General features: G+C 49.4%; 23 protein-coding genes. 8 read left to right on the top strand and 15 right to left on the bottom strand.

From position 1 onward, the window contains the following. Positions 1-14 precede the first annotated feature (14 nt). Positions 15-245: a hypothetical protein gene (locus ACLD4K_RS03915; protein ID WP_001667771.1), complete on the top strand. Its 231-nt coding sequence runs from the start codon at positions 15-17 to the stop codon at positions 243-245. Continuing rightward, positions 246-1790, top strand: coding sequence for a membrane-bound lytic murein transglycosylase MltF (gene mltF / locus ACLD4K_RS03920; protein ID WP_000734250.1), 1545 nt, complete (start codon positions 246-248; stop codon positions 1788-1790). 50 nt (positions 1791-1840) lie between these two features. Here the strand turns inward: mltF and tadA are convergent, their stop codons facing one another. From tadA to murQ, 4 genes are read right to left on the bottom strand one after another with little or no spacing between them, the layout of a single operon-like run. Continuing rightward, positions 1841-2392, bottom strand: coding sequence for a tRNA adenosine(34) deaminase TadA (tadA, locus tag ACLD4K_RS03925; RefSeq protein WP_001134564.1), 552 nt, complete (start codon positions 2390-2392; stop codon positions 1841-1843). Between the two features lie 24 nt (positions 2393-2416). Then, positions 2417-3052, bottom strand: coding sequence for a phosphatidylglycerophosphatase C (gene yfhb / locus ACLD4K_RS03930; RefSeq protein WP_000253558.1), 636 nt, complete (start codon positions 3050-3052; stop codon positions 2417-2419). A gap of 3 nt (positions 3053-3055) precedes the next feature. Continuing rightward, complete coding sequence (locus tag ACLD4K_RS03935; RefSeq protein WP_411011414.1) at positions 3056-4417, bottom strand: PTS transporter subunit EIIC; 1362 nt, start codon at positions 4415-4417, stop codon at positions 3056-3058. Positions 4418-4427: 10 nt separating this feature from the next. Next, entirely contained in the window at positions 4428-5321 is an 894-nt protein-coding gene (gene murQ, locus ACLD4K_RS03940) for an N-acetylmuramic acid 6-phosphate etherase (RefSeq protein ID WP_001048535.1), read from the bottom strand. A gap of 115 nt (positions 5322-5436) precedes the next feature. Here murQ and ACLD4K_RS03945 point away from each other — a divergent pair, with 115 nt between their 5' ends. Continuing rightward, the gene (locus tag ACLD4K_RS03945; RefSeq protein WP_000995694.1) at positions 5437-6285 is read left to right on the top strand and encodes a MurR/RpiR family transcriptional regulator; all 849 of its coding nucleotides are present in this window, start codon (positions 5437-5439) and stop codon (positions 6283-6285) included. A gap of 38 nt (positions 6286-6323) precedes the next feature. Here ACLD4K_RS03945 and ACLD4K_RS03950 read toward each other — a convergent pair whose 3' ends face one another. Then, the gene (locus tag ACLD4K_RS03950) at positions 6324-7241 is read right to left on the bottom strand and encodes an oxidoreductase (protein WP_172497020.1); all 918 of its coding nucleotides are present in this window, start codon (positions 7239-7241) and stop codon (positions 6324-6326) included. A gap of 21 nt (positions 7242-7262) precedes the next feature. Continuing rightward, on the bottom strand, positions 7263-8459 hold the full coding sequence (locus ACLD4K_RS03955; protein ID WP_411011415.1) for an OFA family MFS transporter: 1197 nt from the start codon (positions 8457-8459) through the stop codon (positions 7263-7265). A 116-nt stretch (positions 8460-8575) separates the two neighbouring features. Between ACLD4K_RS03955 and ACLD4K_RS03960 the strand changes: the two genes are divergently transcribed. Beyond that, positions 8576-9502, top strand: a complete 927-nt coding sequence (locus ACLD4K_RS03960; RefSeq protein ID WP_183058990.1) for a LysR family transcriptional regulator — start codon at positions 8576-8578, stop codon at positions 9500-9502. Between the two features lie 37 nt (positions 9503-9539). Then, positions 9540-9800 carry a YfhL family 4Fe-4S dicluster ferredoxin gene (locus tag ACLD4K_RS03965; protein ID WP_001196291.1) on the top strand — a complete coding sequence of 87 codons (261 nt, stop codon included), beginning with the start codon at positions 9540-9542 and terminating at the stop codon, positions 9798-9800. A gap of 111 nt (positions 9801-9911) precedes the next feature. Here the strand turns inward: ACLD4K_RS03965 and acpS are convergent, their stop codons facing one another. The 7 genes from acpS to lepA form a co-directional block, all read right to left on the bottom strand. After that, on the bottom strand, positions 9912-10292 hold the full coding sequence (acpS, locus tag ACLD4K_RS03970; RefSeq protein ID WP_000986043.1) for a holo-ACP synthase: 381 nt from the start codon (positions 10290-10292) through the stop codon (positions 9912-9914). After that, positions 10292-11023: a pyridoxine 5'-phosphate synthase gene (gene pdxJ, locus ACLD4K_RS03975; RefSeq protein WP_411011416.1), complete on the bottom strand. Its 732-nt coding sequence runs from the start codon at positions 11021-11023 to the stop codon at positions 10292-10294. The genes acpS and pdxJ overlap by 1 nt, the downstream gene beginning before the upstream one ends. A gap of 11 nt (positions 11024-11034) precedes the next feature. Then, positions 11035-11763 (bottom strand): DNA repair protein RecO, encoded by a 729-nt coding sequence (recO, locus tag ACLD4K_RS03980; protein WP_000399380.1) that lies wholly within the window; start codon positions 11761-11763, stop codon positions 11035-11037. Positions 11764-11774: 11 nt separating this feature from the next. After that, the gene (gene era / locus ACLD4K_RS03985) at positions 11775-12680 is read right to left on the bottom strand and encodes a GTPase Era (protein ID WP_000102230.1); all 906 of its coding nucleotides are present in this window, start codon (positions 12678-12680) and stop codon (positions 11775-11777) included. Beyond that, positions 12677-13357 (bottom strand): ribonuclease III, encoded by a 681-nt coding sequence (rnc, locus tag ACLD4K_RS03990; RefSeq protein WP_001068341.1) that lies wholly within the window; start codon positions 13355-13357, stop codon positions 12677-12679. The genes era and rnc overlap by 4 nt, the downstream gene beginning before the upstream one ends. 273 nt (positions 13358-13630) lie before the next feature. After that, a complete protein-coding gene (gene lepB, locus ACLD4K_RS03995) occupies positions 13631-14605 on the bottom strand; it encodes a signal peptidase I (protein WP_000002559.1) in 975 nt (324 codons plus the stop codon). A 16-nt stretch (positions 14606-14621) separates the two neighbouring features. Beyond that, on the bottom strand, positions 14622-16421 hold the full coding sequence (gene lepA, locus ACLD4K_RS04000) for a translation elongation factor 4 (protein ID WP_000790154.1): 1800 nt from the start codon (positions 16419-16421) through the stop codon (positions 14622-14624). A 586-nt stretch (positions 16422-17007) separates the two neighbouring features. On the opposite strand from lepA, the gene ACLD4K_RS04005 reads away from it, so the two are divergent. From ACLD4K_RS04005 to ACLD4K_RS04015, 3 genes are read left to right on the top strand one after another with little or no spacing between them, the layout of a single operon-like run. Then, positions 17008-17874, top strand: coding sequence for a ThiF family adenylyltransferase (locus ACLD4K_RS04005; RefSeq protein WP_080160134.1), 867 nt, complete (start codon positions 17008-17010; stop codon positions 17872-17874). Positions 17875-17909: 35 nt separating this feature from the next. Beyond that, on the top strand, positions 17910-18659 hold the full coding sequence (locus ACLD4K_RS04010) for a PEP-CTERM/exosortase system-associated acyltransferase (RefSeq protein ID WP_411011417.1): 750 nt from the start codon (positions 17910-17912) through the stop codon (positions 18657-18659). A gap of 21 nt (positions 18660-18680) precedes the next feature. Continuing rightward, positions 18681-19343 carry a class I SAM-dependent methyltransferase gene (locus ACLD4K_RS04015; protein ID WP_080160136.1) on the top strand — a complete coding sequence of 221 codons (663 nt, stop codon included), beginning with the start codon at positions 18681-18683 and terminating at the stop codon, positions 19341-19343. 272 nt (positions 19344-19615) lie between these two features. Here ACLD4K_RS04015 and ACLD4K_RS04020 read toward each other — a convergent pair whose 3' ends face one another. Then, positions 19616-20191, bottom strand: a complete 576-nt coding sequence (locus ACLD4K_RS04020; RefSeq protein WP_080160137.1) for a tail fiber assembly protein — start codon at positions 20189-20191, stop codon at positions 19616-19618. Next, on the bottom strand, positions 20191-20917 hold a 727-nt coding region (locus ACLD4K_RS04025), incomplete at its 5' end, for a phage tail protein (RefSeq protein ID WP_411011418.1). The genes ACLD4K_RS04025 and ACLD4K_RS04020, both read right to left, overlap by 1 nt.

The following is a 20917-nucleotide window of genomic DNA, read 5'->3' on the forward strand; positions in this document are numbered from 1 at the left end:
TCTTCTAAGCTTCGGTGTGCGCAAGGGGGGAAACGGCCGTCATTATAAAGAATCTGACGCGCCGACGAAACCGTTTGCGTAGAAATAAAATCACCGCTTTTTCTTGTCATACGGTGCGGCTATCGTTGCGAATAAGTTGCCAACTGGCGCATTGTTACGCAAAATGCCGCTCATTAGTGACTTATCTATTGCAGCAAAACATCTTTTTCAGCCCGAGGCAACGCACGATCCAGAGAATTAACTAATTGAAAAAATTAAAGATTAATTATCTGTTCATCGGCATATTGACGCTGCTGCTGGCAGCAGCCCTTTGGCCCTCAATCCCCTGGTTCGGTAAAACCGAAAACCATATCGCCGCGATTCAAGCCCGGGGGGTACTGCGCGTCAGTACGATCGACTCGCCATTAACCTATTCCGTTATCAACGGTAAAAAATATGGTCTGGACTATGAACTGGCGCAGCAGTTCGCCAACTATCTCGGCGTGAAGCTGAAAGTGACGGTGCGCCAGAATATCAGCCAGTTGTTTGACGATCTGGATAACGGCAATGCCGACCTGCTCGCGGCTGGGCTGGTCTACGACAGCGCACGCGTTAAAAACTATCAGCCTGGCCCCATGTATTATTCAGTTTCGCAACAGCTCGTCTACCGGGTCGGACAATATCGCCCACGTTCGCTGGCGACCGTTAACGAGAATCAGCTTACCATTGCGCCAGGGCACGTCGTGGTCAATGATTTACAGCGTTTAAAAGAGACAAAGTTTCCCGACCTGAGCTGGAAAGTGGATGATAAAAAAGGCTCGACGACGCTGCTGGAAGAGGTCATCAGCGGCAAACTGGATTACACCATTGCCGATTCAGTGGCGATCAGTCTGTTTCAGCGCGTTCATCCCGAGCTGGCCGTGGCGCTGGATGTCACGGATGAACAGCCCGTGACCTGGTTTAGCCGACTGGACGACGATAATACGCTCTCCGCCGCGCTGCTCGATTTTTTCAATTCGATCAATGAAGACGGTTCTCTGGCGCGGATCGAAGAGAAATATCTGGGACATGGCGATGATTTCGACTACGTTGATACCCGCTCTTTCCTGCGAGCGGTGGATAACGTCCTGCCGGAGCTGGAACCGTTATTTAAAAAATATGCCAAACAGATAGACTGGCGCCTGCTGGCGGCGATTTCTTATCAGGAATCGCACTGGGACCCACTGGCGACCTCGCCAACCGGCGTGCGCGGCCTGATGATGCTGACTAAAAATACTGCCCAAAGTCTGGGGCTGACCGACCGTACCGATGCGGAGCAAAGCATCAGCGGCGGCGCTCGCTATCTTGAAGATATGATGGCTAAAGTTCCCGAAACCGTTCCGGAAGACGAGCGTATCTGGTTTGCTTTAGCCGCCTACAATATGGGTTATGCGCACATGCTCGACGCCAGATCGCTGACGGTAAAAACCAAAGGCAATCCGGATAGCTGGACCGATGTGAAGCAGCGTTTGCCGCTATTAAGCCAAAAACCGTATTACAGTAAGCTAACCTACGGTTACGCGCGTGGACATGAGGCTTATGCTTATGTGGAAAATATCCGTAAATACCAGATAAGCTTGGTGGGGTATTTGCAGGAAAAAGAAAAGCAGGAAGCGGAAGCCATGAAACTGGCGCAGGATTACCCGGCGGTGTCGCCGGAGGAGCTGAATAAAGCGCCCTTCCCCCTCCTGTCGTTTTTATCGCAGTCATCAGGCTACCTGACGCATTCGCCGTCTTTACTGTTTACGCCGCAGAAGAAAGAAGAAAAATAGCGCGGTGGTCTTATCGGATGGCGACGCGTAACCTCTTATCCGGCATTGCGCTATACTGTCGGCCCCGCGCCTTCCGCACGGTCGGCTTTCTTCAGGGCTTTAATTTCCTGACGACGCATACGGAAAAAATCACTGAGCAGCGTCGCACATTCATCGCGCAGCACCCCTTCAATAATGTCGACCCGGTGATTCATTCCCGGATGGTGCAGCACATCAATTAGCGATCCGGCCGCGCCGGTTTTTGCATCGCGCGCGCCAAAGACAACGCGTCCAATGCGGCTATGCACCATAGCGCCTGCGCACATCACACAGGGTTCCAGCGTGACATACAGCGTGGTATCCAGTAACCGGTAATTCTGCAATACCAGACCGCCCTGACGCAGCGCCATTATTTCAGCATGCGCAGTAGGATCGTGGCGGCCAATGGGTCGGTTCCAGCCTTCGCCAATGACGCGATGGTTATGCACCAATACCGCGCCAACCGGAACCTCGCGTTCGTCCCAGGCGCGTTTCGCCAGCGTCAGCGCGTGGCGCATCCAGTATTCGTGATCTAATTCGACATCAGACAAAGAGGTAACTCCGGTAATGAAAGCGGGCGGCATTATACACAGACGCTATGCGTTTCACTATTCGAGCTGCTGCAACTCGCCGTGCGGCGTCACCCGCCAGCGATGCTGGCAAAAATAAAGCAGCGGGTTATCCTGTTTGCTGTCGCTGTAGCCGCTATAAAGACGCAGCGGCGTACCGATTTTACGTTCCAGTTGCGCGACTTTTTCATGGCCCAGACAGCGCACGGTTAATACCCAGCCGCCATACCGTCGCGCCATCTGGCTGGCGATGAGGTTAACGCGCGGCAACCACGGCGTATCAAAATAGACTTGCTCTACCAATGATTGCGGAGAACCGGTAATAAGCCAGATATCCGCGTCAGAGCTCAATAGATAGGTGGTCAGACGCTCCTGTACAACCGGAAACGCCGTGACGTTAGCGCGAAACCAACGGACAAAATCCGCCTGATGCGCCTGCAAACGCGTTTCGCTATGGCCAAAAGTACAGCCCCACAATAACAGACTCATCGGCCAGCGGGCCGCACGCCCTTTTACCAGTAAACCGATACCGATAATGGGCAACAACGGCAGTACGAGCAGCGCATTTAGCGGCTGACGGCGCAGCAAATAACGCAGAAAACTGCCGAACATATCCTGTTGATGTAACGTTCCATCCAAATCAAAAAAGACGACACGACGCTCGTGGCTGACCAAACCTTACTCCTCTGGATCATTGAACCCCAGCAGCCAGGTAAAAATAAACCCGGCAATTACCGCTATTAAATAGCCTAACAGATAGAACAGGACTTTTCCGGCAACAATTGTTAATGCCAGCGGCAAACCGGAAATACCAAAGGTAATTACCGTCGCCACTTTCCAGTAGCTGATCAACGCCCCGCCTACCGCGCCGCCGAGGCAAGCGCCAATAAATGGCTTACCCAATGGCAGCGTGACGCCAAAAATCAGCGGCTCGCCAATCCCCAGCAGTCCGACCGGAAGCGCGCCTTTAATCACCTTTTTGAGCCGCACATTGCGGGTTTTCATCAGTACGGCAATGGCCGCGCCTATCTGACCAACGCCCGCCATCGCCAGGATGGGAAACAGCGCGTTATAGCCGTGCGCTTGCACCAGCTCCACATGAATAGGCACCAGCCCCTGATGCAGCCCGGTCAGTACCAACGGCAGGAAGGTTCCGGCTAACACCGCGCCCACCAGAAAACCGCCGCTTACGATTGCCCAGGACGCGCCGTGAGCAATAGCGTCTGAAATCCAGCCGCCAAGCGGTTGCAGAGCGACAATCGCTACCGCGCCGGTGATAACAGTCGTCAATAAAGGGTTAAGAATTAACTCCAGCGACCCCGGCAGCAGCTTACGGAACTGGCGCTCAATCCAGCACATTAACGCCACCACCAGCAGGACGGCGATAACGCCGCCCCGTCCCGGCTGAAGCGCCTCGCCAAAGAGCGTAATCTGCGCCAGTTGCGGGCTGGAAAGGATCCCCGCCATCACGCCGCCTAACGCCTGCGATCCGCCAAAGACTTTCGCGGTATTGACGCCAACCAGAATGTTCATGATAGCGAACACCGCGCTACCAAATATCCCCATCAGGCCCAGCAGGTTAGGATAGTGGACGGCAACATCGCCAACGATATCCGGACGTTTAAGAATGTTGATAATGCCGGTAATCAAGCCGGATGCGATAAAGGCGGGGATAAGCGGAATAAAAACATTCGCCAGCTTACGCAACGCATCGCTCATCGGCGCTTTATACTTCGCTTTCACCTCGGATTTGGTACGCGCCATAGCGTCGTCCGGCTTTACACCACCTGCGGCAATCTGCACGCGCATCGCATCAACCACCTGTGCAGCCTTCCCCGGCCCAACGATCAGTTGATGTTGCTCCCCTTGCTTTACGTATCCACTGACGCCAGGCAACGCTTTTAAGCGCGGAATATCCAGTTGGCTGTCGTCCTGTACTTCCACCCTGACTCGCGTCATACAGTTTTCCAGGCGCAGAATATTTTGCTCTCCGCCGATACCACGTAAAATGTCGCTGGCGAGCGCTGCCGTCTTATCCATACACACCTCTTTAGTGTTCTAACGCCGCCCTTAAAAAGCCTTGATGAGCAGCGAGTTTTTCCCTGGCGGCTGCAGCATCCAGCCCCGTAAGCGCCATCAAAATGGCGGGCTTAACCTCAAAATCGGTCTGTTTCAGCAACGTTTCCGCCTCTTCACGACCTATCCCGGTCGCTTCAACGACCATCCGACACGCGCGATCGACCAGTTTGACGTTGGTGGCTTTCATATCCACCATCAGGTTTTGATAGACCTTGCCGAACTTCACCATCGCGCCGGTAGAAATCATATTGAGCACCATTTTCTGCGCGGTGCCGGATTTCAGCCGCGTGGAGCCGGTAAGCGCTTCCGGCCCGACAACGGGCGAAATAGCGATATTAGCCTCCCGCGCAATAGGCGAATCTGGATTACAGGAGACGGCAACAGTGGTACAACCGGACTGTCGCGCATAGCGCAGGCCGCCAATCACATAGGGTGTACGACCCGACGCCGCGAGCCCCACGACCAGATCCTGTTCTTGCAGATTTAGCGCGACAAGATCGTCTTCGCCTGCCTGTTGGCTGTCTTCCGCGCCTTCGACCGCTTTCAGCAACGCGCCCGGCCCGCCGGCAATCAGTCCGACGACCAGACCGTGCGGAACGCCAAACGTCGGGGGGCATTCTGAGGCATCCAGTACGCCAAGCCGACCACTGGTGCCCGCGCCCATATAGATGATACGTCCGCCAGACTTCAGCGCCGCCGCCGCGGCATCCACCGCACGCGCAACGTCAGGCAGAGTGGCTTTTACTGCTTCCGCTACCCGCGTATCCTGTTCATTAAAACGCTTAACTAATTCAGGGGTAGGCAACGCATCCAGATCCATCGTTTGCGGGTTACGGGTTTCAGACACTAAGGTACCAAGATTCATTTTTGTCCCTCTGGAATTTTTAATTCATAATAAGCGTCCATGATGGAATAGAATATTCCCCCAGGCGAGTGAAATTTCGTTTTGTCGTCGCCATCACGTTTCGCAGGAGCTGCCCATGAACTGTTTGATTCGTATTCGCCAGCGTTATCCGGATCTCGCGCAAAGCGACAGGAAACTGGCGGATTATCTGCTCGCGCAACCGGATACGGCGCGGCATCTGAGCTCGCAGCAACTGGCGGCCGAAGCGGGCGTCAGCCAATCCAGCGTAGTCAAATTCGCGCAAAAACTGGGGTTTAAAGGGTTTCCTGCATTGAAACTGGCTATCAGCGAAGCGTTGGCCAGCAATCCTAATCCGCATTCCGTTCCCGTTCATAACCAGATTCGCGGCGACGATCCGATGCGTCTGGTCGGGGAAAAATTAATTAAAGAGAATGTGGCGGCGATGCACGCCACGCTGGACGTTAACAGTGAAGAAAAGCTGTTAGAAAGCGTCACGATGCTGCGCCACGCCCGCCGTATTGTGATCACCGGGATTGGCGCCTCTGGGCTGGTGGCGCAAAATTTTGCCTGGAAGCTACTGAAGATTGGCATTAACGCGGTGGTTGAGCGCGATATGCACGCCCTGCTGGCGACGGTGCAGGCGCTGGCGCCGGAGGATCTGCTGCTGGCGATCTCTTATTCCGGGGAGCGGCGCGAGCTGAACCTGGCGGCGGACGAAACATTACGCGCAGGCGCGAAGATCCTGGCCATTACCGGTTTTTCTCCCAACGCCTTGCAGCAGCGCGCCACCCGCTGTCTGTATACGATTGCCGAAGAGCAAGCGACGCGTAGCGCCGCTATCTCCTCGACACATGCGCAAATGATGTTGACCGACTTACTGTTTATGGCGCTGGTACAACAGGATTTAGAGCGGGCGCCGGAGCGTATTCGCCATAGCGAGGCGCTGGTAAAAAAACTGGTTTGAAAATGGCTCTTCCGCCTCATGCAGAAGAGCCATCAAGTTTATTGCGCTTCTTTAGCGTGAATCAATTGCGTCAGGAGTGTGTTAACCGGTACGGCAATATTGTTCTGAGCGCCGATTCGCGCAATCGCACCATTTAAATAGTCGATTTCGGTCAGTCGGCCTTTATGTAAATCCTGATGCATAGAAGGATAGTGGTGGCCGCTCTCACGCGGATCGAACACTTTCTTCACCGTATTCATCACCATTTGCTCAGTCAACGGAATATTCTGGCTGGCAGCAACCAATACAAACTCATCAACTACCGCTTGCGCTAAATCTAAAGCACCAGGCCGCTGACCAAATCCGCCGACATTACAATCCAGTAACGCGCAATAGGTGTTCATTACGCTATTAAAGGCTGCTTTCTTCCAGATCGATAATAATACGTCAGGGCTTATTTCAGCATTCAGTCCAGCGCTATTAAGTGTGGCAATGACCTTAGCCTCTTGAGCCGCATCCTGGCTGGCAATCGGCTGCAGTTCAATCGTTCCGGTACCGGTGGCCATAATATGCCCAGCCCCCTCCAGTTCGCTGGACCATAACGTCACACCCGCATAGATTTTCTGCCGATCGACATATTTCTCCAGCGTTTCAATATTTCCCAGACCGTTAGATAAAATCATCACCACTTTCGCGGCTGGCAGTAATGGCTTAATACGCTGTAACATGCTATCCAGCTGCATGGCTTTGGTAAACAGAATAACCAGCTCAAACTCCCCCTGGGATTCATCAGCCAACATAGCAGGGATGGGGTAATACTTCTGAGTCGTTTCCGTTTCGACAAACAACCCCTTGCTACGAATAGCGTCGACATGCTCCTGCCAGCCATCAATAAGCGTCACGTCGTGCCCGGCCTCCAGCAGCATATAGCCAAAACGACATCCCATAGCGCCTGCACCTGCGATTGCAATTTTCATTTTTATTTCCTTATTATCTGATTAATGAATTTTGGCTAAAACCGTTGCGACATATTTCTTCGTTATCAGGGTCAACACGACTCCAATAAGCAATAGCACCGTGGTTAAAATAAATACTGTATTGTAGCTTCCGGTATATTTTGCAATAGCGGATGTGACGTAAGGAGCAATAACCGCACCTACGGCAAAACCAAAATACATAAAGCCGTAGTTTAGTCCCTGGTTACGCATACCAAAATTCTGGCTGGTCAAGCCAGGGAAGATAACTAATATACCGGCATAAGCAAAGCCCACGCCCAGAGCGCTGAAATAGAATACCGAAGTATTACCGTTGAAGAACAACAGCAGCAGCATACAGACGCAGGTAAAAAGATAAACGATAACCAGAGTATTATAGCCGCCTAATTTATCGGTTAACCCTCCCCAGAACAGGCGACCAATTGAGTTAAATATCGATACCAGGCTAACGACTAATGCACCGGACAGTAAACCGTACTGCGTCATACCAATTTGCGCAGAGCTTGAGCTAATTACCATCCCAGAGAACACGCCCAGCGCCAGAATTATAAACAGCAGCCAGAAGCGTAGATCTTTCAGCATGTGCCGATAGTTTTTATCCAGTGGCGACGCTTTAATGCCTCCGCTATCTTTTGCTGGCGCGCTACGAATAAAGAACTGGACGATAAAAATAACCACCAGATAAACAATACCCAGATATAACAACGCCCGACTAACATCGTGAGTTTGCGCCATAAAATATTCGGCCAGGCGGGTGCAAAGTAGCGTCCCGACGCCAACACCCGCCAGTACGATACCGCTGGCCAGACCGCGACGGTCGGGGAAAAATTTCAGAATATTATTAAGATTACCCGTAAAAGCCAGGCCCGATCCCAACCCGGCAATGACGCCGTAGGTTAAAAACAGCATGGGCAAATTATCCACAAACCCGGACAAGATAAAACCTAAAGAAAACAGGATACCGCCGATAACTATCGCCTGCTTTCCTTTACCATTGTCGATCATTCTCCCGCCCCAAATCATCGGTAAAGGAATGATCCCCATGTTGATAGAGAATGCTAACGCCAGCGTAGCCGGATCCCAGTGATATTGCGCCATGAGTGGTGTTTTGAAATAGCTAAATGCGTAGACGCCCCCGAGCACAAAATTGATGCACACGTGAGCGGCAAGCATTCCCCAGCGGTTGATTGATGCCGACATAATTTTCCCTTTTTAAAAATGCACTGATCACAGTTTAAAAAAAGCAAAATAGGCAAACAATTTGGTATTTTTTATAATCGTTATAACAAAACCCAATCGATTGGCATTAAATTTTAATGAATATCAAACAACTACATTCCTTCCTGATATTGTGTGATGAATTACATTATGGTCGGGCAGCCAGTCGCCTGTTTATCACTCAGCCATCATTAAGTCAGCAAATCAAACAACTTGAGTCATCACTTAAAACAATATTATTTAAGCGAAAAGGTAGAGGAATTAAATTAACAAAAGCAGGCATTATTTTGCAACGACACGCTAACAAAATAATGCTGGATTTAAAAAATGCGGAAAATGAACTTCTTCCCTACCAGGATCAACAGCGCGATACGATTTCAATCGGGGTGTCAGGCAGCTACCTGGTCCTGCCCGCTTTTCGCAGCTTTATGGCACACCATCCGGCAATATCCTTAAATGTCAAAGAGTTTTCAACTGAGCAAACCATTAAAAAGCTGACGGATAGCGCCGTTGATATTGGCATTGTTTATCGAACAGCGCTCCCTGCCCAGCTAAGCTCAACCATGCTGTTTGAAGATGAAATTATCGCTGCAATTCCACTTTCTCATCCTCTGGCGACACGCGAACGTCTGCAGCTAAAAGATTTAAACGACCAGCCCATTATCGTGCTTAATGACTCTCTGCTATTAAGAGGGATCATCACCACTGAATTTAATCACCGCAAAGTCGTCCCTAACGTCATCTGCGAACTGGATAACCACTACTCATGCCTTGAGTATGCCGAAGCGCAGATTGGCATCGCATTTATTACCCGCTCGCTAACCCATTTATCGACACCCAAAAATGTTCGCCTGGTTTCACTGGGCATCCCCGCATTCTTTATTCCTGTCATGCTGGTGCATAGTAATGACCTTTCACTGGATAACGCAACCATCTGCCTGCTCCAGCAGATCAAAAATTTTTACACTGTAGATAACAAATCAGCGCCAGAAAAGAGCTGGCCCGAGCAGAAAATAGGCGTATAATGCCCGCCCGATTTGTGTTGTTTCTGAGAATTTCCTGATGGCGCTGTTAATCACCAAAAAATGTATCAATTGCGATATGTGCGAGCCGGAGTGCCCGAATGAGGCGATTTCAATGGGCGACAGCATTTATGAGATTAACAGCGACAAATGCACCGAGTGTGTAGGCCATTACGAAACGCCGACCTGTCAGAAAGTCTGCCCGATCCCCAATACGATTTTGCAGGATCCCGCCCATGTCGAAACCGAAGAACAGTTGTGGGATAAGTTTGTTCTGATGCATCACGCAGATAAACTGTAAGCGGGTTAACACACTTCCAACGCAACAATGCCTGATGACGCTATGCTTATCAGGCCGACAATATATCGGCCTGTAGGTCAGATAACGTGTTTACGCCGCCATCCGGCAAATCTAACTTTCCAGAATGACCGTAGCGCAGGCGTAATGGCGTTCATCGGCCAACGTAACATGCATGTGCGCCACACCGAGTTTTTCCGCCAGCGTTAACGCCTCGCCCCACAGCCGCAAACGTGGTTTTCCCAGCTCATCGTTAAACACTTCGAACTGATTAAATGCCAGACCGTTGCGGATGCCGGTGCCAAAAGCTTTCGCTGCCGCCTCTTTGACCGCAAAACGCTTGGCGAGAAAACGCACCGGCTGCTGATGCGTCTCCCAGATAGCCCACTCGTTGTCACTGAGCACACGCCTTGCCAGACGTTCGCCGGAACGGGAGATTACTGCCTCAATGCGGGCAATCTCTACAATATCCGTTCCCAGGCCGAGAATCGCCATTAGCCGCGCGCTTCCAGCATCAAACGTTTCATTTCAGCCACCGCCTCTTTCAGCCCCGTCATCACTGCCCGACCAATAATGGCATGACCGATATTGAGCTCGTGCATTTCCGGCAGTGCGGCAATAGCTTTGACGTTATGGTAGGTCAGGCCATGACCCGCATTTACTTTTAGCCCCAGACGGGCCGCCAGGGTCGCGGCACTGGCAATACGCGCCAGCTCTTTTGCCTGTTCCGCATCGGTTTCTGCGTTGGCGTAGCAGCCGGTATGGATTTCGATAAACGGCGCGCCGACTTCCGCCGCCGCGTTGATTTGCGCTTCATCGGCATCGATAAAGAGCGAAACCTGGATGCCAGCCGCCGCCAGGCGCGCACAGGCATCACGCATTTTATCGCGCTGTCCGGCCACATCCAGACCGCCTTCGGTGGTGACTTCCTGGCGTTTTTCCGGCACCAGACAACAGAAATGCGGCCTGGTTTCTACGGCGATCGCCAGCATCTCTTCGGTCACCGCCATCTCCAGATTCATACGCGTATGCAGCGTCTGACGCAGAATGCGCACATCGCGATCGGTAATGTGGCGACGATCTTCGCGCAGGTGTACGGTAATGCCGTCCGCGCCTGCCTGTTCAGCAATAAACGCCGCCTGTACCGGATCCGGATAGTCGGTGCCGCGCGCATTACGTAACGTGGCAACGTGGTCAATATTGACGCCTAACAGTAATTCAGCCATGACAATCCTCGTTAATCTTTCTTCGTTTTTACTGTGCGTTTGGGCATAAATTGCCGGAACAGCTCCCGGCTTTTTAACGGTTTTCCCCCAAGATACGGCTTTAATGCCATACGGGTAAAGCGTTTAGCGGCACGCAGGGTATCTACATCCGGAAATTCCCGCGCCTCCAGCGCTTTCAGGTGCCGTCCGGTAAAGGTGTTGTTATCGATGACGACGCTGGCGAAAAAGCCTTTTTCTTCGCGGTAACGGTAGGTCATGGTGTCATCCACCCGTTCGCCGCTGCCTGCACAGTGGGTGAAATTGACGCCATACCCCAGATGTCCCAGCAACGCCAGTTCGAAACGTCGCAACGCTGGTTCAGGCGAGCCGGTGGTTCCCGCCAGCGCCTGAATACAGTTCAGATAATCAAAAAAGAGTTCGGAGAAGCGCGTTTCATATTCCAGTACGCGAGAGAGGAGTTCGTTGATATACAGGCCGCTATAGAGCGTAATACCGCTTAACGGCAGCGCCAGAGAAACTGCCTCGGCGCTGCGCAGGGTTTTCACCTCGCCGCGTCCGCTGTAGCGTAGCAATAACGGCGTAAAAGGCTGTAACGCGCCTTTCAGATTGGAACGTTTAGATCGCGCGCCTTTGGCGACAAGGCGCACACGCCCCGATTCTTCCGTGAAGACGTCCAGCATCAGGCTGGTTTCGCTCCAGGGGCGACTGTGCAGGACAAATGCGCGCTGCCACCCTTCCACGCTGTGTTAACTCACAGATCGTCTACGTAACCGAGACTGCGCAGAGCGCGTTCGTCATCGGCCCAGCCGGATTTCACTTTCACCCACAATTCCAGGTGTACCGGCGCTTCAAACATCTCCTGCATGTCTTTACGCGCTTCAATACCAATGGTTTTGATTTTGGCGCCTTTGTTGCCAATCACCATCTTCTTCTGCCCTTCGCGCTCGACGAGGATCAGCCCGTTGATATCATAGCCGCCGCGTTCGTTGGTAACAAAACGTTCAATCTCAACGGTAACGGAATACGGCAGCTCGGCGCCGAGAAAACGCATCAGCTTTTCACGGATGATTTCAGACGCCATAAAGCGCTGAGAGCGATCGGTGATGTAATCTTCCGGGAAGTGGTGAATAGCTTCCGGTAAATGTTTACGCACGATACCGGCAATGGTATCGACGTTCATACCCGTTTCAGCAGAGATCGGTACGATATCAAGAAAGTTCATCTGGCTTGCCAGGAACTGGAGGTGCGGCAGCAAATCGGCTTTTTCCTGCACGTTATCCACCTTGTTAACGGCGAGAATAACCGGCGCTTTGCCATCGCGCAGTTTGTTCAGGACCATTTCATCGTCCGGCGTCCAACGGGTGCCTTCCACAACGAAAATCACCAGCTCAACGTCGCCAATCGAACTGCTCGCTGCCTTATTCATCAAACGGTTAATGGCGCGCTTTTCTTCCATATGCAGACCCGGGGTATCGACATAGATTGCCTGATACGGGCCTTCTGTATGAATACCGACAATGCGGTGGCGCGTGGTCTGCGCTTTACGGGAAGTGATCGAAATCTTCTGCCCAAGCAGTTTGTTCAGCAAGGTGGATTTGCCAACGTTCGGACGTCCGACGATGGCGATAAATCCGCAGTAAGTTTTGTCGGTGCTCATTCCAACTCCAGTTTTTTCAGCGCCTGTTCGGCGGCAGCCTGCTCCGCCTTACGACGGCTGGAACCCGTGCCAACCACCGGTTCGCTCAGGCCGCTGACCTGGCAGTGGATAGTAAATTCCTGATCGTGCGCCTCGCCGCGTACCTGCACAACCAGGTAAGATGGCAGCGGCAGATGGCGGCCCTGCAAATACTCCTGCAAGCGCGTTTTAGGATCTTTTTGTTTATCGCCCGGACTTATCTCATCCAGACGGGTTTTATACCAGTTAAGGATTAACTGCTCGACGGTCTGGATATTGCTATCGAGAAATACTCCGCCGATTAACGCTTCCACGGTGTCCGCCAGAATGGACTCCCGACGAAAGCCGCCGCTTTTTAATTCGCCCGGCCCTAAACGCAGGCACTCGCCTAAATCAAACTCACGGGCTAATTCCGCCAGCGTATTACCACGTACCAGCGTGGCGCGCATACGGCTCATATCTCCCTCATCCACCCGTGGAAAACGGTGATAAAGCGCGTTAGCGATAACGAAGCTCAGGATTGAATCGCCTAAAAACTCCAGGCGTTCGTTATGTTTGCTGCTGGCGCTGCGGTGAGTTAATGCCTGCTGCAACAGCTCCTGATGATTAAAAGTGTAGCCCAGCTTCCGTTGAAGCCGATTAATTACGATGGGGTTCATGCGATACCAATAAATGAATGCGTCAACAATCCAGCACACGAAACAGACCTGATACACGTCATCTGTCCTGCCGCATCGCTGCAGCGGAAAGAAGGTTGTCTATAACCAACGCTGTTTCGTGTGCCGTGGCGACCAAACGGCGCCAACCTAAAACTTCGGGGGAATATTCTATACACAACGACAGGGGATGTCGTTAGTCTGAGGGAATTTATCCAGGAAATAATTCACGCTGCCGCTAAAAAGACGGCAGCGTGAACGATCATTTCGTCACAGTTAGTGAATACCGCCGATACGACTCAGGCGTACACCTGTCGGCCACTCCCCTTCCTGCTTGTCAAAGCTCATCCAGATAGCGACCGCTTTACCGACCAGATTCGCTTCCGGAACAAATCCCCAGTAACGGCTATCCGCGCTGTTATCGCGGTTGTCGCCCATCATGAAATATTGTCCAGGCGGTACAACCCAGGTCGCCAGCGGTTGTCCTGGCTGTTGGTAATACATGCCCAACTGATCCTGAGCTATCGGCACCATCAGGATGCGGTGGGTCACATCGCCTAACGTCTCTTTACGTTCGGTCAGGCGAATGCCGTTTTCTTTTGTCTCGTTTAGCGGAACCTCAAAGAAACCGCTGGTCGCTTCTCCGCCGTTACGGCGGGCAAAGGTCTGTACAAAATCGCTCGGCTCAACGTTAGAGTAGGTAACCGGCAGCGCATTTTCGCACGCCTGACCGGAGCTACAGCCAGGCTGAATCGTCACCTCTTTCGCAACTGGATCATAAGTGATTTTATCGCCCGGCAAACCGACGGCGCGTTTGATGTAATCTAACTTAGGATCTTCCGGATATTTAAATACCACAATATCCCCGCGCTTTGGATGACCGGTTTCAATCAGGGTTTTCTGGTAGATCGGATCTTTAATGCCGTAGGCAAATTTTTCCACCAGAATAAAATCGCCGATAAGCAGTGTCGGCATCATTGAGCCTGACGGGATCTGAAAGGGTTCATAAAGAAATGAACGAACGATCAGAACGATCGCCAGAACCGGGAAAACCGACGCCCCGGTCTCCAGCCAGCCCGGCTTAGGCGCCACTTTATTGAGCGTAGCGTTATCCAGCGCATCTCCCGACGCCGTTTGCGCGGCAGCCTGGCGCGCCCGACGTTTTGGCGCGAAAACAAACTTATCAACGCACCATAAAATGCCCGTCACCAGTGTGGCTATCACCAGAATCAGGGCAAACATGTTCGCCATGCCAACTCCTTAGGGATTATTTATTGTCTTTACCGACATGCAGAATGGCGAGGAACGCTTCCTGAGGCAGCTCGACGTTACCGATCTGCTTCATGCGTTTCTTACCTTCTTTCTGTTTCTGCAGCAGTTTTTTCTTACGACTGATATCACCGCCGTAGCACTTCGCCAGCACGTTTTTACGTAACTGTTTTACCGTCGAACGGGCAATAATATGCGTACCAATCGCCGCCTGAATCGCGATATCAAACTGCTGGCGTGGGATCAAATCTTTCATCTTCTCCACCAGCTCGCGACCACGGCTTTGCGAGTTATCACGGTGCGTGATCAGCGCCAGCGCATCGACACGCTCGTTGTTGATTAACACATCAACACGCACCATATCGGAAGCCTGGAAGCGCTTGAAGTTATAATCCAGAGACGCATAGCCGCGCGACGTTGATTTCAGACGGTCAAAGAAGTCGAGCACCACTTCCGCCATCGGGATTTCATAGGTCAACGCGACCTGGTTACCGTGATACACCATGTTAGTTTGTACGCCGCGTTTCTCAATACACAGCGTAATAACGTTACCTAAATAGGCTTGTGGTAACAGCATATGACATTCGGCGATAGGCTCGCGCAGTTCATAAATGTTATTCAACGGCGGCAGCTTGGAGGGGCTATCAACATAGATAGTCTCTTTCGCCGTTGTTTCTACTTCATACACCACGGTCGGCGCAGTGGTGATCAGATCCAGATCGTATTCGCGTTCCAGACGCTCCTGAATGATCTCCATGTGCAACAGGCCGAGGAAGCCGCAGCGGAAGCCAAAGCCCAGCGCCGAGGAGCTTTCCGGTTCATAAAACAGTGAGGCATCGTTCAGGCTCAGCTTGCCGAGCGCGTCGCGGAAACTTTCATAATCGTCGGAGCTGACCGGGAACAGACCTGCATAGACCTGCGGTTTCACCTTCTTAAAGCCTGGCAACGCTTTTTCCGCTGGGTTACGCGCTGAGGTTAAGGTATCGCCAACCGGCGCGCCGAGGATATCTTTAATGGCGCAGACCAGCCAGCCTACTTCGCCGCACTTCAGCTCGGTACGATCAACCTGTTTCGGCGTGAAAATCCCCAGGCGGTCAGCGTTGTAGGTCTGCCCGGTGCTCATCACTTTAATTTTGTCGCCTTTACGCATGGTGCCGTTTTTAATACGCACCAGCGATACCACGCCCAGGTAGTTATCGAACCAGGAGTCAATAATCAGCGCCTGCAGCGGGCCGTCCGGATCGCCTTGCGGCGGCGGGATATCGCGCACCAGGCGTTCCAGAACATCCGTCACGCCGACACCCGTTTTGGCGGAGCAGCGTACCGCGTCCGTCGCATCGATGCCGACAATGTCTTCGATTTCTTCCGCCACACGCTCCGGATCGGCAGCCGGCAGGTCAATCTTGTTAAGCACCGGCACCACTTCAAGATCCATTTCCATCGCGGTGTAGCAGTTCGCCAACGTTTGCGCTTCTACGCCCTGGCCGGCATCCACCACCAGCAGCGCGCCCTCGCAGGCGGCTAACGAACGGGAAACTTCATAGGAAAAGTCAACGTGTCCCGGCGTGTCGATAAAGTTCAGTTGATAAGTTTCACCGTCAGACGCTTTAAAATCCAGCGTCACACTCTGGGCTTTAATAGTAATACCGCGCTCACGCTCAAGATCCATCGAATCAAGTACCTGAGCTTCCATTTCACGGTCAGACAGGCCACCGCAGATTTGGATAATACGGTCAGACAGCGTCGATTTACCGTGGTCAATGTGAGCAATGATGGAGAAATTTCTTATGTTCTTCATAAATATGAATTTTTCAACTCGCTATGCTGATAAATTTTTCTTGATGGACACAGCGGTGGACATTCCACAATAACTACCCCATCAACGACTGGCGTGCATATTACACTGTAGCTTTGCAATCGTCAGCATACGATCTGCTGATCAACAACGATGTTACATCACAATAGTGGCCCATACGACCTATAAACACGGTTACAATCAGTCCTGACATAACACATCAGGCAGGCTACCAAAGCACATTCTTGCATGCAACGTGGCAGCGGTAATCCATCCCACCGGATTGTCTTCAAGCCCCCCAGGATGTACCTCACTAATAATATAGGTAATAACTCCGAATACTGACGGTATGATTAACTACTGGTAGCTTTTTTCATTTACACGTTATCCATAAAAAACATAATAAATTCAACCAAAAATTTAATTATGTTAAGCAATGTTGATACATTTTGGTAAACAAATTATAAATACCTCTCTTTTTTCTATTGACGAAATACATTCCTGTTTTAGGATACGATAAATATCCTAAAATCAAGTGTAACACAGCTATTTATTTAATTTACCCCTACTCAAAATGAATGAGGTAAAAATGACAAGTTATACATTTTCATATGACGAAGCTTTTAGTAGGAATATAGGATGGATAACAAAAGATGAGCAGGAGTCATTACGTTATTCAAAAATAGCAATAGCTGGTATGGGCGGAGTCGGTGGATCATATCTTATAACACTGACAAGGCTAGGTGTTGGCTCTTTTCATATTGCAGATTTTGATCTTTTTGAACTTCCAAATTTCAATCGGCAAATCGGGGCAAGAGTTTCATCATTAGGTCAAACAAAAATTAGCACACTAGCTTCTATGGCTTATGATATTAATCCAGAGCTCGAATTAATCAGTTTTACAGAGGGAGTACAAGTTAGAAACTTAGATGAATTTCTTGAAGGAGTTGACATTTATATTGATGGTTTAGATTTTTTTGCCCTTGATATTCGCCGTAAAATATTTATGCGATGCAAAGAAAAGAAAATCCCAGCAATTACAATCGCCCCGATTGGAATGGGGGCTGCCTTTCTTATCTTTAGCCCTGAAGGGATGAGTTTTGAAGATTATTTCCGAATGGAAAACCAGCCACCCAAGTCTCAAATAATCCGCTTTCTACTTGGTCTAGCACCGGCAGGTTTGCATAGACCATATTTTATAGATAAAACATCCTTTAATATCGCTCACCAACGAGTCCCATCCACAGGATTATCTTGCGAACTATGTGCTGGCATTGCAACAGCGCAAGTAATCAAACTACTTCTTAACAGAGGCCCTGTATATTCTGCCCCATGGTATCAACATTTTGATGCGTATACGTGTCGCTTTGTTAGGGGAAAACTTCGTTTTGGTAACAATGGTCTTTTTCAGCGTATCAGAATAGCTCTCGCTGAAAATAAATATTTATTAGATTGAAAACTTAACAAGCATGATAGTTACCTGGAGGAGAAATGAAAAGTAGAAAAGAATTAACTTTAACATCACATAATACCAATAGACAATTACGCTTACTTACGGAACTAAGTGAAAAATTTACTCATTTAATCGCAGATACAGATACTTTACGACAGGAGTGCTTCAAATTACGATATAAAGTATATTGTGAAGAAAATGACTGGCTACAGAAAGAAAATTCATATGGTTTATTAAAAATAGAAAAAGACATATATGATAACCATTCAGCTCACGGATTGCTCATTCATAAACAAACGGGACTGTTTGCGGGTACAGTCCGTATAATATTAAATAAGACTACGACATCAAGTAATATGTTGCCAATTTATCTACTATGTCAAAGAAATAAACTCATCATGCCAGATTTAGTCCCCATTGAGAATATAGGTGAAGTTTCAAGGTTTTGCATCCCAAAAAGTTATAGAAATATCATTTTAAGGTATGAAAATCAGACCACAAAAAATTACAGCCATGTTTCACACTCTATTTCAGATATAATGACAATAAATTTAATTAAGTTATTATTAAATTTAGCAAAAGAAAACAACATCCTACAGTGGGTTGCAGAGATGACACCCAGCCTAATCATACACCTCGAAAAGCTTGGTATATATTTTGATAAAGTTGGCCACTTGATAAATTACTATGGCATGCGGCAAATTTGTTATAAAAAACTCGATGAGTTGATTATAAAAATTAACATTGAGCGCCCAGACATTTGGAATCTAATCTCTAAAAATAGCTGATAAAAAATAGAGGATATCATAATGAGTACTCCCTTAGACAAAATTAAAAAAGCTTACAACTCTCCTCCTTGGTGGTACGATATTCGCGGTTTTTTCATTTTAATTTTCTCTTATCGAAGTAGCCTGAGAGAACAGATACGCTTTTTTGGAGTAAATATGGGTAATAAACATTTAGAAGTTGCTATTGGATCTGGCACCCTAACTTGTTTAGAACTCTTCTGGCGAAGAATTAATAAGTTACCGAATGTTGAGATCATTGGTGTTGATTATGCTATACCTATGCTAAATGGGGCAATAAAACGGTTTCGTAAAAACCCTAACGTAAAGCTTTATCACACAGATGTGGCAAAAATGCCTTTCAAAGATAATGAATTCAATACAGTGAATGTAGCCAACGCAATGCACTGTTTTCCTGATATTGATATGGCTTTACTTGAGATATGGAGAGTAACCCAACCAAGAGGTACATTAGCAGCCAATATTTTATTATACCCAAGCACCGGTTCGTATACTTTAAAGAAGCTGGCGGAATTTATTAACACTTGGGGTATGCGTAAGGGTATTCTATACTCTCCCTATAAAAAGCAAGATATACGTCAGCGAATAATTCAAGCTGGATGGTTTATAGAGTATGAGAGGGTAAAAGGAAATACATATAATGTACTTGCCCGAAAAATAAAATAATCCAATATGTAAACCTTACACAGCTAAAATCACAATACTGATGATTAGCCATAAACAAGTTTCTCACTCACTATAAACACTTATCAAATTTAATATCTAGCGGTGATCAAACCATAAACCGATACGGTTATCGATAGTCTATCAGTGAAATAATGAATCATAGCAACTGAGGCTATTCTTTTCCAGCGCTAATGATACTACTATAGACTGAAAACTGGTTATCCAGGCTAGCAAATTTTATTAGCGCCAACCTGATTTTTCACAACCTCATATTACTGGTTTACAGGCACTTCCGGCCAATCAGGATTTGTGGTATCCACCCGGTTTACCAATACCCTGTATTTTTTCCACTCGCCGAGCTGCGATTTCTCTTCATCTGTTGCTACTCCCAGATCAACTGCATCCTGCAACGGCGCGATTTTTTCAGATGCTATTTGCAGGAGCCTGCTCTTGGTTTCTTCCGCCTGACGAAGCTGCGCTGCTGTTTCAGCCGCTTCATCTTTTACCCACGCCTTGCCATCCCATTTCTGGTATTCACCATCTGGTGAAACTAATGTGACATTTTCGGGCAACGGGCCTGGTTCTGAAATATAAATCGGGTTGCCGGTTTGCGTGTCGTACACTGTTTCGCCGCGATGGTCCTCATGCAGATTCCACATTTCGGTTTCAGCGTCAAATATCGCAATATGACTGGCGGGAATATCCGGGGGCGCAATATCCGTACAGTTTGCCGGTAATCCCGTGTGTGGCGGTATATACGCATCACCTGCCCCAATAAATTCATTCGTATCTGAACGCAAATTATAAATTTTAATAGTCTGTGCTTTATCACTCATCTTAAAATCCATTATGCTAACCTCACAATATAATTAAAAGCAATGTTCTTCACCGTAGTTTCTGCATTACCGTCTGCGTCTACAATCACGACGTGTCCGTGTGGACCGATGTATACAGTATGGTCATGCGGGCCAATCCATGTGGTATGTGCGTGATCGCCATTCCAGCTTGTTAACTGGTCATTGCCATCACGCTGAACGCGAGCTTTTCCACCGATTGAATCACCACCGTATGTGCCGCCCGCTGAATGGTTATGACCGCCTGTTGTATTAGAACTCTTCGTTCCGTAATCAAATGACGACGTACCTTTCGTTCCCAGATCGGTATCCTGCGCTCTGGCGCTGTGACTGTGCGATTTGTTGCCATCTAGCTCCTGAGAGAGCACAGCGCGCCCGTTCGCGGGCTTGCCTTTGATTGTCCAGCCGCGCATGTCCGGAATAGTGCCGGATGGATATGCTATTGCCAGTAAGGGATATACGTTCTTATCAAATGCTTGCCCCTGCATCAGGGCGTAACCGGCTGGAGTAGTATCAGAAGGCCATGCAATCGCCGCCCCTACTGGATGCGAATCCGGAGGTGGCATCAGGCTGTTATATAGCGTATATGTCTGACCGTTCGTAGAGCTGGCAGGCTTTGTTTCTGAATATTCAGGTGTACTGTACAGCGTGACATTTGCATTACTGGTGTAATCATATTGCGCAATTAACCAGTACGCATACTGGCCGATATTAATATAA

The organism is Salmonella sp. 741265055_HSA (assembly GCF_046569525.1).
In the GTDB taxonomy this organism is placed as follows: domain Bacteria; phylum Pseudomonadota; class Gammaproteobacteria; order Enterobacterales; family Enterobacteriaceae; genus Salmonella; species Salmonella enterica.

What these genes read in the sequence shown, in the direction of transcription:
- ACLD4K_RS03935 (WP_411011414.1), bottom strand. Translation starts at nt 4,417, where the DNA reads ATGGATAAGACGGCAGCGCTCGCCAGCGACATTTTACGTGGTATCGGC.
- ACLD4K_RS04020 (WP_080160137.1), bottom strand. Translation starts at nt 20,191, where the DNA reads ATGGATTTTAAGATGAGTGATAAAGCACAGACTATTAAAATTTATAAT.
- ACLD4K_RS04005 (WP_080160134.1), top strand. Translation starts at nt 17,008, where the DNA reads ATGACAAGTTATACATTTTCATATGACGAAGCTTTTAGTAGGAATATA.
- lepB (WP_000002559.1), bottom strand. Translation starts at nt 14,605, where the DNA reads ATGGCGAACATGTTTGCCCTGATTCTGGTGATAGCCACACTGGTGACG.
- ACLD4K_RS03945 (WP_000995694.1), top strand. Translation starts at nt 5,437, where the DNA reads ATGAACTGTTTGATTCGTATTCGCCAGCGTTATCCGGATCTCGCGCAA.
- ACLD4K_RS04015 (WP_080160136.1), top strand. Translation starts at nt 18,681, where the DNA reads ATGAGTACTCCCTTAGACAAAATTAAAAAAGCTTACAACTCTCCTCCT.
- pdxJ (WP_411011416.1), bottom strand. Translation starts at nt 11,023, where the DNA reads ATGGCTGAATTACTGTTAGGCGTCAATATTGACCACGTTGCCACGTTA.
- era (WP_000102230.1), bottom strand. Translation starts at nt 12,680, where the DNA reads ATGAGCACCGACAAAACTTACTGCGGATTTATCGCCATCGTCGGACGT.
- rnc (WP_001068341.1), bottom strand. Translation starts at nt 13,357, where the DNA reads ATGAACCCCATCGTAATTAATCGGCTTCAACGGAAGCTGGGCTACACT.
- ACLD4K_RS04010 (WP_411011417.1), top strand. Translation starts at nt 17,910, where the DNA reads ATGAAAAGTAGAAAAGAATTAACTTTAACATCACATAATACCAATAGA.
- ACLD4K_RS03960 (WP_183058990.1), top strand. Translation starts at nt 8,576, where the DNA reads ATGAATATCAAACAACTACATTCCTTCCTGATATTGTGTGATGAATTA.
- ACLD4K_RS03955 (WP_411011415.1), bottom strand. Translation starts at nt 8,459, where the DNA reads ATGTCGGCATCAATCAACCGCTGGGGAATGCTTGCCGCTCACGTGTGC.
- murQ (WP_001048535.1), bottom strand. Translation starts at nt 5,321, where the DNA reads ATGAATCTTGGTACCTTAGTGTCTGAAACCCGTAACCCGCAAACGATG.
- acpS (WP_000986043.1), bottom strand. Translation starts at nt 10,292, where the DNA reads ATGGCGATTCTCGGCCTGGGAACGGATATTGTAGAGATTGCCCGCATT.
- tadA (WP_001134564.1), bottom strand. Translation starts at nt 2,392, where the DNA reads ATGCCGCCCGCTTTCATTACCGGAGTTACCTCTTTGTCTGATGTCGAA.
- lepA (WP_000790154.1), bottom strand. Translation starts at nt 16,421, where the DNA reads ATGAAGAACATAAGAAATTTCTCCATCATTGCTCACATTGACCACGGT.
- ACLD4K_RS03950 (WP_172497020.1), bottom strand. Translation starts at nt 7,241, where the DNA reads ATGAAAATTGCAATCGCAGGTGCAGGCGCTATGGGATGTCGTTTTGGC.
- ACLD4K_RS03965 (WP_001196291.1), top strand. Translation starts at nt 9,540, where the DNA reads ATGGCGCTGTTAATCACCAAAAAATGTATCAATTGCGATATGTGCGAG.